This is a genomic window from Mesorhizobium shangrilense, from assembly GCF_040537815.1.
GTDB classification, from domain to species: Bacteria; Pseudomonadota; Alphaproteobacteria; order Rhizobiales; family Rhizobiaceae; genus Mesorhizobium; species Mesorhizobium shangrilense.
Map to the genome: position 1 here is coordinate 3,493,339 of NZ_JBEWSZ010000001.1, position 15,496 is coordinate 3,508,834.

The 15,496-nt window shown below is 61.5% G+C and carries 15 protein-coding genes; 9 read left to right on the plus strand and 6 right to left on the minus strand.

Going from position 1 to position 15,496, the window contains the following annotated elements; translation table 11 throughout:
• Positions 1–4: 4 nt before the first annotated feature.
• The gene (locus tag ABVQ20_RS17095) at positions 5–640 is read right to left on the minus strand and encodes a TetR/AcrR family transcriptional regulator (protein ID WP_354460686.1); all 636 of its coding nucleotides are present in this window, start codon (positions 638–640) and stop codon (positions 5–7) included.
• 93 nt (positions 641–733) lie between these two features.
• Between ABVQ20_RS17095 and ABVQ20_RS17100 the strand changes: the two genes are divergently transcribed.
• Complete coding sequence (locus ABVQ20_RS17100) at positions 734–1,390, plus strand: O-methyltransferase (RefSeq protein ID WP_354460687.1); 657 nt, start codon at positions 734–736, stop codon at positions 1,388–1,390.
• Positions 1,391–1,989: 599 nt separating this feature from the next.
• On the opposite strand, the gene ABVQ20_RS17105 is transcribed toward ABVQ20_RS17100, so the two are convergent.
• The 3 genes from ABVQ20_RS17105 to ABVQ20_RS17115 form a co-directional block, all read right to left on the minus strand.
• Positions 1,990–3,429, minus strand: coding sequence for an FAD-binding oxidoreductase (locus tag ABVQ20_RS17105; protein WP_354460688.1), 1,440 nt, complete (start codon positions 3,427–3,429; stop codon positions 1,990–1,992).
• 438 nt (positions 3,430–3,867) lie between these two features.
• Positions 3,868–4,527: a response regulator transcription factor gene (locus ABVQ20_RS17110; RefSeq protein ID WP_354460689.1), complete on the minus strand. Its 660-nt coding sequence runs from the start codon at positions 4,525–4,527 to the stop codon at positions 3,868–3,870.
• Positions 4,528–4,660: 133 nt separating this feature from the next.
• On the minus strand, positions 4,661–5,098 hold the full coding sequence (locus tag ABVQ20_RS17115; RefSeq protein ID WP_354460690.1) for a hypothetical protein: 438 nt from the start codon (positions 5,096–5,098) through the stop codon (positions 4,661–4,663).
• A 111-nt stretch (positions 5,099–5,209) separates the two neighbouring features.
• Between ABVQ20_RS17115 and ABVQ20_RS17120 the strand changes: the two genes are divergently transcribed.
• Entirely contained in the window at positions 5,210–5,560 is a 351-nt protein-coding gene (locus tag ABVQ20_RS17120; RefSeq protein ID WP_354462195.1) for a DUF952 domain-containing protein, read from the plus strand.
• Positions 5,557–6,633: a quinone-dependent dihydroorotate dehydrogenase gene (locus tag ABVQ20_RS17125; protein ID WP_354460691.1), complete on the plus strand. Its 1,077-nt coding sequence runs from the start codon at positions 5,557–5,559 to the stop codon at positions 6,631–6,633. Before ABVQ20_RS17120 ends, ABVQ20_RS17125 begins: the two co-directional genes overlap by 4 nt.
• 12 nt (positions 6,634–6,645) lie before the next feature.
• Here ABVQ20_RS17125 and ABVQ20_RS17130 read toward each other — a convergent pair whose 3' ends face one another.
• Positions 6,646–7,983: an MATE family efflux transporter gene (locus tag ABVQ20_RS17130; protein WP_354460692.1), complete on the minus strand. Its 1,338-nt coding sequence runs from the start codon at positions 7,981–7,983 to the stop codon at positions 6,646–6,648.
• 129 nt (positions 7,984–8,112) lie between these two features.
• Between ABVQ20_RS17130 and ABVQ20_RS17135 the strand changes: the two genes are divergently transcribed.
• Complete coding sequence (locus ABVQ20_RS17135) at positions 8,113–9,018, plus strand: histone deacetylase family protein (protein ID WP_354460693.1); 906 nt, start codon at positions 8,113–8,115, stop codon at positions 9,016–9,018.
• A gap of 1 nt (position 9,019) precedes the next feature.
• On the opposite strand, the gene ABVQ20_RS17140 is transcribed toward ABVQ20_RS17135, so the two are convergent.
• On the minus strand, positions 9,020–9,283 hold the full coding sequence (locus ABVQ20_RS17140; RefSeq protein ID WP_354460694.1) for a DUF6460 domain-containing protein: 264 nt from the start codon (positions 9,281–9,283) through the stop codon (positions 9,020–9,022).
• Between the two features lie 350 nt (positions 9,284–9,633).
• Here ABVQ20_RS17140 and ABVQ20_RS17145 point away from each other — a divergent pair, with 350 nt between their 5' ends.
• The 5 genes from ABVQ20_RS17145 (at position 9,634) to ABVQ20_RS17165 (ending at position 15,476) form a co-directional block, all read left to right on the plus strand.
• Positions 9,634–11,526, plus strand: coding sequence for an acyltransferase family protein (locus ABVQ20_RS17145; protein ID WP_354460695.1), 1,893 nt, complete (start codon positions 9,634–9,636; stop codon positions 11,524–11,526).
• 491 nt (positions 11,527–12,017) lie between these two features.
• On the plus strand, positions 12,018–12,641 hold the full coding sequence (locus ABVQ20_RS17150) for an outer membrane protein (RefSeq protein ID WP_354460696.1): 624 nt from the start codon (positions 12,018–12,020) through the stop codon (positions 12,639–12,641).
• Positions 12,642–12,865: 224 nt separating this feature from the next.
• On the plus strand, positions 12,866–13,258 hold the full coding sequence (locus ABVQ20_RS17155) for a hypothetical protein (protein ID WP_354460697.1): 393 nt from the start codon (positions 12,866–12,868) through the stop codon (positions 13,256–13,258).
• A gap of 116 nt (positions 13,259–13,374) precedes the next feature.
• The gene (locus ABVQ20_RS17160; RefSeq protein ID WP_354460698.1) at positions 13,375–14,049 is read left to right on the plus strand and encodes a response regulator; all 675 of its coding nucleotides are present in this window, start codon (positions 13,375–13,377) and stop codon (positions 14,047–14,049) included.
• Complete coding sequence (locus ABVQ20_RS17165) at positions 14,046–15,476, plus strand: sensor histidine kinase (RefSeq protein ID WP_354460699.1); 1,431 nt, start codon at positions 14,046–14,048, stop codon at positions 15,474–15,476. Before ABVQ20_RS17160 ends, ABVQ20_RS17165 begins: the two co-directional genes overlap by 4 nt.
• The last annotated feature ends 20 nt before the right edge of the window (positions 15,477–15,496 follow it).

Here is a 15,496-nt window from a genome sequence, read left to right on the forward strand (position 1 = left end):
TGCCTCAAGCCCGGTGTCCAAGGCTTCCGAGATAGGCGCAGAACATATCGGCCATCGCGTCGGCGTAGGTCTCGATCTCCGCTGGCGTTCGAGGACTTCCGGAAAAATCCTTTCCCACCGCACTGAGCGTCATCATGATCAACTCGCCGGCCAAGGCACGGATAGCGTCCGGGGCCGCTGGCAGCGCCTCCTGCATGAAGATCTGGGCGGTTCGTTCTCCCGAGGCTCGCGCCTCGCGCGCCTCCGGTGTGTCCCTGTAGAGGGGAGCCGCGTCGTTGAGTGCCACGCGTACGGCAGCCTCTTCGCATTCCGAGCGGATGAAGGCATGGACCAGCGAACGCAGCCGTTCGAGCGGTGGTTTCCGGGTGTTCTCAAGGATGCTGCGTAACAGGCCTCCCGTCTGCCGCCATTCATCGCTCTGCAGCCTGAACAGAAGTGCCGCCTTGTTCGGGAAATACTGATAGAGCGAGCCGACACTGACGCCGGCCTTCTCAGCCACGCGCGTAGTGGTGAAACGCTGCGCGCCTTCGCTCGCCAAAACCTGAACAGCAGCCTCCAAAATCGCGGCGACAAGCTCCGTGGCGCGCGTCTGTTTGGGCTGTTTTCGTGAAGAAATCGAAGGACTTGTGCGCTCGGCCACGTCTCGCCTCGGCAATGCGAATTGGAAACCTGAAGGATTATTCGTATTTTCACCACGACACAAGAACGCAGCCATTCTCGACCGGAGACTCCCATGACGACGCTCACCAACGCCCCGCTCGCACCTCTGCTCGCTCGCTTGTTCAAAGAGGCGAGCACCGCGACCAGTCCGGCAATGGCCGCACTCTCGCACGAAGAGCGCGCACGCCTGCTGCGGAGCAAGACCGAATATATCGAAGTCTACGGACAGCTGAAGGATCTCTGGCTGGCGGTTTCACCGGAGACCGGCACGCTGCTCTACATGCTGGCGCGAAGCAGCGGCGCGCGCATCGTCATTGAGTTCGGAACCTCGTTCGGCATTTCGACGCTCTATCTTGCGGCGGCGCTGCGGGACAATGGCGGCGGACACCTGATCACCACCGAGTTCGAGCCGTCCAAGGTGATGCGGGCCAAGGCCAATTTGAAGGAGGGCGGCCTCATCGACCTGGTGGAAATCCGCGAGGGAGACGCGCTGCAGACATTGAGTGACGACCTGCCAGAAACCATCGATCTGCTGCTCCTCGACGGTGCCAAGGCGCTCTATCCGGAGATCCTGAGCCTGGTCGAAAGCCGCTTGCGGCCAGGCGCGCTGGTGATCGCCGACAACGCCGATTTCTCTCCCGAATATCTGGAGCGCGTGCGCTCGCCGGCATCGGGCTACATGTCCACGCCCTTCGGCGAGGATGTCGAACTGTCCGTGCGGCTTGGTTGAGGCCACCGCCCGCACGATGGAGCCAACCGCTCAAACACCCATGTCGCTCGCACCCATGTCGCTCTAGGGGCGACCGTAAGCGTTTACGTCAACCAACGCGCGATTTCCGGACCTTGGACATCAGTCGAGGTCCCCATGAGCAGGTGACGTCATGATCAATCCATTCTTGTCTTTCTGGCGCGCAAAGCCGAGTCCGGTCCTGTTGGCGGTCGACCTGAATGGCGCAACGATCGAGCGAGCATGGCAGTCTTCGAACCCGTCCTTTTCCCGACGCGGTGGTGACATCTCCGAGCCAGCGGAACGGCCGATGGTTCCGACCATCGAGCCATCAATGCCGCAGGAACGCCTCGTCGTTGAAAATTACCGCTGAGACAACCGTCCGGCATCGCAGCCGTAAGCGTTCACGCCAGCCAACGCAGCCATCGATCTCGGCGCACCGGCAGGTGCGACCGGGCATTGCGTGATGCCCGATTATCATACCGTTGCTTTCGGTTGCCGTCATCGCCTCTCGTCGGGCAAACATAGCGAGAGGATGCCGCAGAGCGCCAATATCCCGTGCGGGCAATTGATATCCAAGGCACCCGCACGGGTTACACGCCTCAAGCGGCGCGCTGGCCCTCCTTCGGCCGCAGGTTCTGGTTCATCCGGAACAGATTCAGCGGGTCGTAGCGCTGCTTGATTTCCACCAACCGCCGATAGTTGCCGCCATAGGCGGCCTCAACCCGGCCGGCCTCGTCTTCAGGCATGAAGTTCACGTAAACCGTACCGGCGGCATAAGGCTTGACCGCTTCATAAAGGCCGCGAGCCCAGTCGATGCATGCCTTGTCCATTGCCGGTTCGCGCCAGCGGGCATGAACGTTCATGACGAAATGCGAGTTGCGCTGTGGAAACGCCGTCGCATCCGCCTTGATGCGACCCGCCGCGCCACCGACATGGCCGACGAATATCTCGCATTCGGGGCCGGGAAGCCTGGCTATTGCCGCCGTGATGGCCGCAGCGGCATTGTCTGAAAACTCGGTGAGATCGTGGCTCTTCCAGTAGTTGCGGGCGCCGGGCGCAAGCAGCGGGTCGAATGCCTGCTGCCAGCCGGTGAACGGGTTGGGACCAACGACATCGGCAATCGGCGTGCCGATGGCGCGAAGCTTCTGCGTCGCCTTTTCGCCCGCCTGGATGTCGCCGCAATAGCACATGGCCAGTACCAGCACCTCCTTGCCATGCCATTCGGTTGGCAGGAACGGCAGCGGCGGCGCCTGCCGCATGACGACCCAGCAGGTCAGTTCATCAGGCGCGGTCTCGAGCGCCTTGCGATATTCCCGCAACACCTTTTCGGCATCGGCGAAGGGATGGACGACGAGCCCCGACAGGACCTGCGGACCCATCTGGTGGAGTTTGAACTCGAACGCGGTGACAATGCCGAAATTGCCGCCGCCGCCGCGCAGCGCCCAGAACAGGTCGGGATTTTCGGTCTGGCTGGCGCGCAGCAATTTGCCGTCGGCGGTGACCACATCAGCGGACACAAGATTGTCGATGGTCAGGCCGAATTTGCGGGTGATCCAGCCGAAGCCGCCGCCCAGCGTCAATCCTGATATGCCGGTGGTCGAGTTGATGCCAGTTGGCACAGCCAGACCGAAGGCCTGCGTTTCCTTGTCGACATCGGCAAGTGTCGCGCCGGGTCCGACCCATGCGCGCTGCGCCGCTACGTCGACCCGCACCGACTTCATCGGCGACAGATCGATCATCATGCCGCCATCGCAGACAGCGCTGCCGGCAATGTTGTGGCCGCCGCCGCGCACCGCGACAAGAAGCCTGTTTTCCCTTGCAAAATTCACGGCGTTGATGACGTCGGAAGCGCCGGAGCAGCGCACGATCAACCCAGGCCGCCGATCGATGGTGGCATTCCAGACAGTGCGTGCGTCGTCGTAAGCCGCATCGCCTTCCTGAAGCAGCGTGCCGCGCAACTGCGCTGCAAGCCCCTCCAAGGCTGCGGCATTGACTTTCGTCTTGCTACGTTCAAGCGTTGTGAGGCTCATGGTATTCATGGTTTCCTCCCAATTTGCTGATGAGCCGGGTTTTCCCTCAAACGCCTTTAAGTTTGCTCTTATATTAGAAATCTCGCAAGCGCAGACCCGCATGACATCGCCAGGATTTCATCTGTCGCCGTGTCACGACAGTCCTCGACCATGTCACTAGCTCGGGGTTGTCATCTGAACGAAATCGCGCCGCGAAAAACGTCGGTGACTGTACAAGCTCCGATGGTCAGCTCCGTTTCTCCAACGCCGACAATCGGCGCAACGATCCAGTTTAGACGCTGGGCGTCCACCCGGGCATGGCGTTCACATCACTGGTCTTGGTACCGCGATTGGGCGAACGCAGCGCGATGCTGGACAGTGATACGCGATGCGATCATTGGCGAACCGATCGCCTTCCGGGCTGTCGGGCCAATGACGATAGCCTTGGGAGCCGGCTGCGCCCCTCGATCAGTTCGCCGGCTGCAACGGGTCGCTGCCGATCTTGGACAGCTGGATCACCGCCTGGGTGCGGCTGTCGACGCCGAGCTTCTGCAGGATGGCGGAAACATGCGCCTTGATGGTCGCCTCGGACACACCAAGTTCGTAGGCGATCTGCTTGTTGAGCAGCCCTTCCGCCAGCATGCCGAGCACGCGGGTCTGCTGGGGCGTCAGCGCCTGCAGTCGCTTGATCAGATCGGAAATCTCCGGATCGCGCTCAACGCCAAGGTCGATGCCGACGGGCGCGGCAATATCCCCGGCCAGCACCGACTGCACGGCGTTGCGGATCTCCTCCATGCTGGCTGATTTGGAGATGAAGCCCGAGGCGCCAAGATCGAGCGCACGCCGGATCGTCACCGGATCATCGTGCGCCGACACCACCATCATCGGCACCGCCGGATGGATACCGCGCAGCGAGATCAGGCCAGACAAGCCGCTCGCTCCCGGCATGGACAGGTCGAGCAGCACCAGATCTACATCCTCATTGGCGACGACCAAGGCCTTGGCGCTTTCGAAATCGCCGGCCTCGTGGATGGCGGCAACATTGCCGATGCCGGCAAGCGCCTCCCTCAGCGCACCGCGAAACAGCGGGTGATCGTCAGCGATGACGAAAGTGTAGCCCGACGGCAAATGCTCCTCCCCTAATCCCTGATGATTTTATGTTTTTACGGGACCAGTCGGATTATGCGGCGATGCATCCTGTTTTCAAGCGGCAAAGACAGCTTGCCGGGTTTTCCCCAAGACTCGCGACCGCGCTTGTCGCTCAAGTCTTTTGCGAATTGAGCTTGGCGCCGTCGCCGCTGCTGTCCTTGTCCATATCCTTGACGATGCCCATGAAGCCGCGCACGAAGCGCTCCATGTAGCTCATCGTCTTGTTGAAATCCTCCTCGCTGGGCAGCTTCGATTCCAGACGGGCGGACAGCGAATTCTCGAGCTTGGTGACGCGCTCGTCCATCGCCTTCATCGAGGTCTGAAGATGGTCGATCTCGTCCTGGTAGGCGGCACGCTCGTCTGCCGCCACTTTGCATACCAGCTGGCCGGAGTGCTCCTCGCAGATCGACATCGCGCCGGTCTGGGTATCCATGCGGACATAGCCGTTGGTCGATTTCTCGAGACGGAAGCGGTCGGTTTCCTCGGAATACGCTGATGCCGCGACAAGGGAGACAAGAGCGGCGGGGATCAAGACGTGCTGCAGACGCATAGTGTCCTCCATGAGCCATTAAGACCAATCTATCACATCTTTGCGCCGGAAATGGGGAAGACCCATTGGCACGGTCTTCCCCGCGTCGCTGGTTCGGACTATAGCGCAGCCATGTCTCAGATTATCTACAAGATAACCCCTGAAGCGCCGTGGCGTGAGGCCGAAGCCAATGGCCGCTTTACCGGCGCACCGATCGACGTGGCGGATGGATTCATCCATTTCTCCACGGCAGGGCAGGTCAAGGAAACGGCGGCAAAGCACTTCGCCGGTCAAACCGGCCTGCTACTGGTCGCCATCGACGGGTCCAGCCTGGGCGATCAGCTGAAATACGAGGTCTCGCGCGGCGGCGCCCTGTTCCCGCATCTTTATGGTGTGCTGGACCTGAAAACCGTCCTGTGGGTTCGCCCCCTGCCGCTAGGTGCCGATGGCTTGCACCAGTTCCCGGCGCTGGAGGCCAGATGAGCTTGCTCGACCGGGTCGGCCAAAAGCTGCTGTTCACATTCGATCCGGAAACCGCGCATGGCATGTCGATCGCCGCGCTGCGGTGCGGGCTGCCGGTTGCTAGCCAACCAATTCGTAACGACAGGCTGAAAGTCAGCATCTGCGGCATCGACTTCCCCAATCCACTCGGCATGGCGGCCGGCTACGACAAGAACGCCGAGGTGCCCGACGCGTTGCTTGGCCTCGGCTTCGGTTTCGCCGAGGTCGGCACGATCACGCCACTGCCGCAGGCCGGCAACCCGAAGCCGCGCATCTTCCGGCTGACGGCGGACAATGCAGTGATCAACCGGTTGGGCTTCAACAATGAGGGCCATGCGGCCGCTGAAAAGCGCCTCGCCGCCCGCAAGGGACGCAGCGGGATCGTAGGCGTCAACATCGGCGCCAACAAGGACAGCGCCGATCGCATCGGCGACTATGAACGCGGCGTCGCGCGGTTCGCCGGATATGCCACCTACCTGACGGTCAATATCTCCTCGCCCAACACGCCGGGCCTGCGCAACATGCAGGCGCGCGAGCAGCTCGACGAACTCCTGTCGCGCGTCATGGCCGCGCGGGCGACAGCGTCGGCGCAGCCGCCGATCTTCCTCAAGATCGCGCCGGACCTGGTCGAGGCGGAACTGGAGGATATCGCCGCCGAGGTCACCGAAAAGCGGATCGACGGCGTCATCGTCTCCAACACCACCATCTCCCGGCCGCCGCTGCGCAGCGGCGATGTCGCGCGCGAGACCGGCGGGCTTTCAGGCAAGCCGTTGTTCGAACGCTCGACCATTGTGCTGGCAAGGATGCGGAAGCTGCTTGGCCCTGACCGCGCCATCATCGGGGTCGGCGGGGTCGATTCCACCGAGACCGCGCTGGAGAAGATCCGCGCCGGCGCCGATCTCGTCCAGCTCTACACCAGCATGATCTATGCCGGGCCAGCGCTGCCGGGCCGGATTGTGGCCGGAATGGCTGCTTTCGTAGACAAGGAGCGGCTCAGGTCGCTGCGGGAACTGCGCGATGCCGGCCTCGATCAATGGGCGTCTAAGCCGCTATAGTCGAAAGCGACCTTAGAACGCCGTGCGCAGCCGCAATCGCAATATTGCGAACAAGCTGAAGCCACGTGTCAGCAGGAAAATGTGCAGCGCCGCCCAAAGGCCATTGTTGCCAAAGGCAGGCGCCAGGGTCAGCAATGCGGCGACAAAGACAAGAAATGACAGGAGCATCATGTTGCGCATGTCACGCGACCAGGTCGCGCCGATGAAGACCCCGTCCATCTGGAAAGCCAACACACCGCTGAGCGCTGTGAACGCCGCCCAGGGCATATAGATATCGGCAACGTCGCGGACATCCTGCGAGGTTGTGACCAGGGCGACGAGATCGGCGCCGCCCTGCAACAGGATGAACGTCGCCACGGCGGCAAGGCCGAGCCCCCAGAATAGGGTCAGCCGCACCGCTTGCCGGAAGGGTGCGGCCGCGCGTGCACCGATGGCGCGCCCCGCCAGTTGCTCGGCAGCCGTGGCGAAACCATCGAGGAAATAGCCGGCAACGAGAAAGAAGTTCATCAGCACGGCATTGGCCGCCAGCGTGACTGTGCCGAACTGCGCGCCCTGGCGCGTGAACAGGGCGAAGGCGGCGAGCAGCGAGAACGAGCGGATCATGATGTCGCGGTTGAGCGACAGCATGCGCAAGAAGGCTGACATGTCGAGCAGGCGGTGGCGGGGCAATCGAGGTGCGACCCGGAAGCGCATGACGACTATGGCCAGGCCGAGCAGCATGGCGAGGAATTCGCCAGTGACGGTCGCCCAGGCGACGCCGGCGACACCCCAGCCAAGCTCCAGGCCGAGCAGGAAGCACAGCGCGATGTTGATGCCGTTCAGCACCAGCTGCAGCATCAGCCCGAGCCCGCCCTCGCCGCGCCCCAGCACGTAGCCGAGGATGGCGTAGTTGATCAGCGAGAAGGGTGCGGCCAGCAGCCTGATGCGGATGTAGACGCCCATCGCGTCGCTGACGCGCGGCCCGGCATCCATGAACCACTGGCCACCCGTGGCGACCAATGGCGAGAGCGCCGCAAGCACGATGCCGGCGACGATCGCGATCAGCACCGCGCGCCAGAACACCGCCTGCTCCTCCAACGCATCGCCGCGCCCGAAAGCCTGCGCGACAAGGCCAGTGGTGCCGGAGCGCAGGAAATTGAATGAGGTGAAGACGACATCGAAGATCAGTGCGCCTGCAGCGAGCCCGCCCAGAAGAGCCGCATCGCCGAACTGACCGACCACGGCCGTGCCGACAAGGCCAAGCAGCGGCGTCGTGAGATAGGCAAGCGTCATCGGCACGGCAATGGCGAGCACGGAACGATTGGTGACGACAAACGAGCTGGCGTCGGCTGGGGATGCACCCTTGTCCAAGGATTGCTGCCTTGCTGATTGCGGCTTGATCGAGCGCCCGATGTGCCCCACTTTCCACCCGAAGCGCAAATACTCTCGCGTAACGGCCAATCGAATTCCTCGCCTGGCGCGAGCCCGCCGGACACATCCATGCCCCTGAAAATCGTTCATCATCCCGACTATGACGCCGGGTTTGCCGTCAACCACCGTTTTCCGATGAGCAAATATCCGCTGCTGATGGAGGCCTTGAGCCAACGGGGACTGGCGCAGCCCCACGCACTAAACATGCCTGAGCCGGCGCCGGCATCATGGCTGAAGCTCGCCCATGCGGCTGGGTATGTCGAGCAGGTGCTTGCCTGCGAAGTGCCGGCGAAGATCGAGCGCGAGATCGGCTTTCCGGTGAGCCCACGCGTTTCGCTCAGAGCGCAGCTTGCCACTGGCGGCACGATCCTGGCGTCGCGGCTGGCCCTGCAACACGGCATCGCCTGCAACACCGCCGGCGGCAGTCATCACGCGCGGCATGCGCAAGGGGCTGGCTTCTGCACCTTCAACGATGTCGCCGTCGCCTCGCTGGTGCTGCTTGCCGAAGGCGCGGCCGCCAACATCCTGATCGTTGATCTCGATGTGCATCAGGGCGACGGCACGGCGGATATCCTGAGGGACAATCCGCGCGTGTTCACCTTCTCCATGCATGGCGACCGCAACTATCCGGTGCGCAAGATCGATTCCGATCTCGACGTAGCCCTGCCGGATGGCACCGGAGATGCGGCCTATATCGAGCGGCTCATCGGCATCTTGCCAACACTGTCCGGCATGGCTCGTTGGGACATCGTCTTCTACAATGCCGGCGTCGACGTCCATGCAGAAGACCGGCTCGGCAGGTTGTCCCTGACGGATGACGGGGTGCGTGCCCGCGACGAAACGGTGATCCGCCACTTTCGCGCGCAGGGCATTCCCGTCTGCGGTGTCATCGGCGGGGGCTATTCCACGGACGTGCCCGCGCTCGCCGCGCGCCATGCCACCCTGTTCGAGGTGGCAGCCAGCTACGCCCGGTAGCTCACTTCCGGTAATTGGCTACCCTGAGCAGGATGAAGGCCGGAATGACGATCGCGGCACCAAGCAGGATATAGCCGAGGAAGCGATAGACGGCGTTGAAGCCGAGATTCCAGAGGTCGATGAAGAACTTCTGGATGCCGTAGAACACATCCATCGGCGACCAGCCGAACGCGTTCATCACAAGGCCGACAAGGAACGACACCACCAGCAACTTCAGGACCACCCTGAACGGCGAGTCACCGAGAAAGCGCGTCAATGCGGACAAGGGCTGTCTCTCCAGATTCGGGTGCCCCGGATTCGGTACACAGGTGCAGAAATACGCACTTGGTTCCCCGGCTTCAAGCCATGCCCGCGAGTTTGCGGTTTCAGGCCGGGGGACGAGGCCGCCGGGAAGCCAGCGCGCCGACCCGCGTTCCCAATCGGCGTCCCTCAGCCTTGACACTCATGTTGCAGTGCAGCAAACTCTGGGTGTCGAGGGCAGCCCGTTGAGATCAACCAGCCAGCTTCATTCGTACAGCCTGGATACAGGCTTACGCAGTTTCGCCGCCGCAGCACAGGCGCTTCCGCCAGGATTGCCGCGCAAATGCCCTCAAACACAGCGGATGGACGACAAGAATGAACTACAGGCGAGACATCGATGGCCTGAGGGCCGTTGCGGTGCTTCCGGTCGTGCTCTTTCACTTCGGAGTCTCCGCCATTCCCGGGGGCTTCACCGGCGTCGACATTTTCTTCGTCATATCCGGCTACCTGATCAGTGGCAGCCTGCTGGATGACCTCGATCGCGGTCAGTTCTCGATCGCACGGTTCTACTGGCGCCGGGCGCGACGCATCCTGCCGGCCCTGGTCTTCGTCATTCTGCTCACCTGCATCGCGGCCTGGTTCATCCTGCTGCCGTCGGACCTGCACGAATTTAGCCTGAGCGTCATTGCGGCGTCCACCTTCTGGTCGAACATCTATTTCTGGAAAACGACCAACTACTTCTCGATCGATGCCGAGTTGCGACCGCTGCTGCACACATGGTCGCTCTCCGTGGAGGAGCAATACTACATCTTCGCCCCGATCCTGATGTTCCTGATCTACCGCTATCTGGGCAAGCGCTGGCTGCTCGTGCTGGTGCCGATCATCATCGGCAGCTTCGTGCTGGCAATCATGGCGACCTCACTGGCGCCGACAGCCGGTTTCTACCTGTTGCCGACGCGCATATGGGAACTCATGCTGGGCGCGGTGCTCATGCTGAGACGCCCGCCCGCAATCGGAAACCGGCTCTCGATGGAGCTTCTGGGACTGGCCGGCTTCGGCCTGATTGCCTACGGGTTCCTGACGATCTCGGAGAGCGATCCGTTTCCCGGCTACAACGCCTTGTTTCCCTGCATCGGCACGGCGCTGCTGATCTATGTCGGCCAGAATCCACCGACCGCTGACAGGCCGGCGACGATCGCGACGCGAATTCTCCAGTTCAGCCCGTTCGTCTGGATAGGCCTGATCTCATACTCGCTGTATCTCGTTCACTGGCCGATCAACTCGTTTGTCCATTATCTCTCCCTGCAGAACGTCAGCGTGCCCACGGTCATCGCCATGATGGTCGGCAGCCTTGCGCTTGCGACATTCTCCTGGAAATATGTCGAGCAGCCCTTTCGGCAGAAACGGCCGTTCACGGCACCGTTGCCGATCTTCGCCTTTTCAAGCGCGGCGATTGCCATTCTGTGCGCATTCGGCGCCGCCGGCGCGCTCGGCAAAGGGTTTCCACAACGGTTTCCCGATTTCTCCACGCAGAAGGTGGCTGTCGGTAGCTGGCGCAACGGTGTCTGTTTCAACGAGGGCTCGAGCCCGATAGAAACGTGGAACCTGGCGGATTGCACACTCACACACGGCTTTGCCACCAATGTCATGCTTTGGGGAGATTCTTTCGCCGCGCATTATGTTTCGGGGCTCGAAGCCAACATCGACAAGATCCAGGCCAACGTAGTCCAATACACCTACGCCGGCTGCCCGCCGGACCTCTCGTATTTTTCCTACGCCCGCCCTAGCTGCAGCCGTTTCAACAAGCGGGCCTTGACCGTCATTCGAGATGCCGGAATCCAGTCGGTCATCCTCAGCGGTCGCTGGACCGACTACGAGACCCGAGGGTTTGGCGGCCTTCAGCAGACAATCGAGACGCTCCACGGTCTGGGCGTGCGCGTGTATGTCATCGGCCAATCACCGGAATTCATCGCCGACGTCCAGAAAATCGCATTCTTCGCCAGGCGGGCGCATGCCGATAATCTGGAATGGCCCATGGCCATGGATCCCAGGATCAACGAAAAGGTGCAGCCTTTCACCAAAGGAGCCACCTTCATCGATCCGCTGACGTCGCTGTGCGATACAAAAGGCTGCTCATATGCCGATGCCGGCACCGGTCAGTTCCTTTATTTCGACTACGGCCATTTCTCGACGGCAGGGGCAATCCTGGCCGTCTCAAAATACTGGCCGAGCTTTGCCGCCAGCGCCGAGGTTGCGAAGGCGAAGTGAAACAAACAAATAACGGGAGAGAGGCGACCCGCGTCGCCCCCCGAAACTGTTACATTCTGATGTCGTGCGATAGACTGCACTGTTAGAGCAACCGGTGACGCAGGCGAAATGGCTCGGCCTTTCATCCTCTGTACAGGGGTGCGCGAGTGATGCCCTGTCTCGCAGGTGGGCAAACCAAAACGGTTAAATATTCGTAAACAAATTCGCTTTAATTGATTGAAAATAAAGCAGAAAATCTTCACTTTCCGATTTTCCGCAATGTGCCCGCAATTTTCGCCTGCGAGACAGTCAGTGTCTTTCACGTGATGGATCGCACGGCAAATCAGCTCCCAATGATATATGCGCCACGTCCGTTCGTGTGACCACGGCGCCGAGCGATCATTCCAAGCGAGAGACAACGAAACCGGAGTACGGCCCGCCCCAAATGGCCGCGCTCTCAAAGGATCAAATCCGCGCGTTGAGTGCTGCGCATGTGTGTCTGGAGTAATGCAATGTCCTCTCAAAAAATGATTGCCCTGGCGGGAACTGCCCTTGCGCTCGCCGCCTGTTTGAATGGATCGGCGATGGCCGCCGACCTCTCGCCTGCCTACAACGATGCCCCGGCCTTTCAGTGGAGCGGCGCCTATTTCGGCGCCCATGGAGGCACGGCGTTCACAAGAATGCCAAACCCGTTTGCCGACAGGAACGGCTTCGATGCCGGTGTCCAGGCCGGATACAACGTCCAGATGGGACCAGCGGTTCTGGGTGCGGAGGTCGAAGGCTCCTATCTGGGCGGAGCCGAACACGATGTTCGGGGCGGCAAGGTCAAGGAAAAGTGGCGCGCCGCCGCCAAGGCCAAGGCCGGCCTCAGTTTCGATCAGACGCTGGTGTTTGGAACCGGCGGCGTGGCGCTCACCAAGTTCGAGAAGGGCGATAACCTGACCGACAGCAGCGGATGGAAAACCGGATATCTGGTCGGCGCTGGCATCGAGCAGGCCTTTGCCGGCGGCCTCTCTGCCAAGGTCGAATATGACTATATCCGCACGCCGGACGTCGAGACGACGACCGCGCTTGGCACATCCAAGTCGACGATCGCAAGCCATGAGTTGAAAGCCGGCGTCAACTACCGGTTTTAGACCACGGCCTCGCTCGGCCGCGGCATACCCGCCGCGTCCCGGTTCAGTGAAGGGCATCGTATGGAGAGAGCAGTTTCCGGGATGGATTGGCCACGGTCAATCCGCTCGTAACTGCTCTCTCCGTTCGTCATGAAAATCCGCAGCGCGCCAAATGTCGCGTCGTAATGTCGGTGTAATCTTCGCGATCTACTTGCCTGTCGCCAACCTCACGACAGGAATCAGACATGCCCCTACATGGCGCGGGTCGCCTCAGAGGTGTCCTGGGTGCGTTTGTCGTTGCAACTGTGTTTGCGCTGACGGGATGCGCCTCCGACATCATGAAGAACTATATTGGACAGCCCATTGAATCGGTCGTCCTCGACTATGGCCCACCAACCACGATTGTCGATCTCGGCCAAGGCGAACGGGCCTATCAATGGCGAAAGATATCCACCAACGTGGTTTCCGGCTCATCGAGTGGCGAGGTTCGCCACACCAAGCACGGCACCGAATATCAAACGACCGAAACGCCCGGGTACGTGGAACGTCAGGAATGTTTCTACACCTTCTATGCCCGAGCATCCGCAGGCCGCTGGTTCGTGACCAATTTTCGCCAACCGAAGCTTGAATGTGAGTAGACCGTAGGCGCCATCTGGCACTTGTCGCATCCGGGCAACCGTTTTACCGCCACGCCACGGCTCAGGCTCCTTCCCCCGACCGGGGGACCGCCGGTCCAAACTGACGGAGAATGCACATGCGCATCTTGCTGGTAGAGGACGAGCCGGAAATGGCTTCGGTCCTCAAGACCGCGCTGGAGCGTCAGGACATCGTTGTCGATCATGTTTCGACACTCGCCGACGCCGAGGCCATGGCGCGGCTTGGGCATCATGACGCCGTCATTCTGGATCGCCGCCTGCCCGACGGCGACGGCCTCAGCCTCATACCGCGCCTGCGCGCCCTGCATCTGGAGGCACCGGTGATCGCGCTGACCGCGATGAGCGGTCTCGATGACCGCGTCGCCGGGCTTGATGCCGGCGCAGACGACTACATGGTCAAGCCGTTCGCCACGGTGGAGCTGGTCGCCCGGCTGCATGCCCTGCGCCGGCGTTCATTCACCTCGCGCACCAACCAGACAGTGGTCGGCCGGCTCACCTATGACTTCCGACACCGCGAAGCGCTGGTCGAGGATCAGGCATTGGAATTGCCACGGCGTGAGCGTCTTGTCCTCGAAACACTCATTCGCCGGCCCGGCCGAACCATCATGCGCAGCGCATTGGAGGAGGCTGTCTACGCCCTGGATGACGAAATCGGCTCCAACGCCCTGGACGCGCATATATCCCGGCTACGCCGCAAACTCGAGGACGTCGCCGCCGGCATCGAGATCCGGGCAATCCGCAACCTTGGCTATCTTTTACGGGCCGCGTCATGAAGGAGTTGCGCGCCCGCTCGCTGCAGTGGGTCCTGGTCCGGCGGCTGATCCTGCTGCAGGCGGCGACGCTTCTCATATTCATCGTCTTATGCGTGGCCGCGTTGTGGATCGCCAATCCACGGCTGCTGATTGACAACGAGGCAGCTGTCGACGCCCTGAAAAATGCGGTCTATCGCGACAGCAATGGCAAATTGATCGTCCATGAAACCGAGGAGCTGCGATCCTTTCGCGAGGAATTTCCCAATGTCTGGTACATCATTCGCGACAGCGGCGGCCAGAGCATTCGCTTTGGGAACGTGCCCGACGTCTACAACAAGGATTTTGGCGGTCTGCTGAGCGAAGTAGACCATGCAACCCTTGGATTTTCCGAGGATGACCTGCGGCCGGAAGCCTATATCGAAAAAGCCGCGACCAAGGCCGGCATGATGCAGATCATGGCGGCGACACGATCATCGCGCGGCGAAACCGAAGGACTTGAAGTCAACATCTCGGCCACGGTCGACGTGGCGAGGAATCCCGACGGCAGCAGGAACTGGGAAAAAGCCCTGCCAGCACTTGCGGTCATCATCGCAATATTGCTGCTGCCGATCATTCTGGTCATGGGGGCGACGACCCTTGTGACGACACCAGCGGTCGTTCGCCGGTCCTTCGCCGGTCTTGTCGACACCGCCGACCAGGCCGCGCGCATCGATATCGACACACGCGCGATGCAACTCCCGGTCAAGCGCGTGCCCCAGGAAATCGCACCGCTGGTCCATGCCTTCAACCAGACGCTTGCGCGCCTTGCCCAAGGCTATGACCGGCACAACCGCTTTCTTACCGATGCGGCGCATGAACTGCGCACGCCCATCGCCATACTGCGGACGCGCGCCGAACTGCTGAAGAAGGAGCCCCAGAGCGTTCGCCTCGTCCAGGATATCGAGCGTCTGTCGCATCTGGCGCAACAACTGCTGGACCATCAAATGCTCGACCGCCCGGCAAGCGAACGCCAGATCGTCGACCTGACCGAACTTGTCAGCCGGGTCGCGGCCGATTTCGCGCCGCTCGCCATCGAAGCTGGCTACGACCTTGCCTTCGAACCCTCCACCAGCACGATCCATGTCGAGGTGAACACGCTGCAGATCGAGCGCGCGCTGGCAAACATTGTTCGCAATGCGATCGACCACGGCGGGGCCAGGGGCACGATCACGGTGGCGATCGACGAGACGGGCGGCATTGAAGTCCGGGATGAAGGTCCTGGTATTCCGGCGGAGGAACACGAGAATGTCTTCGAGCCCTTCTACCGCCTGCAGCCACAGTCACGCGGAGCCGGACTGGGATTGAACCTCGCCCGGCAGATAGCCTCGCTGCATGACGGAACGATCAGGATATTGAACGGCTCATGGCCTGGCGCCCGCATCCGAATGCAGCTGCCTGTTCGTTCGTGACAAGTTTCAACGGGAACCAA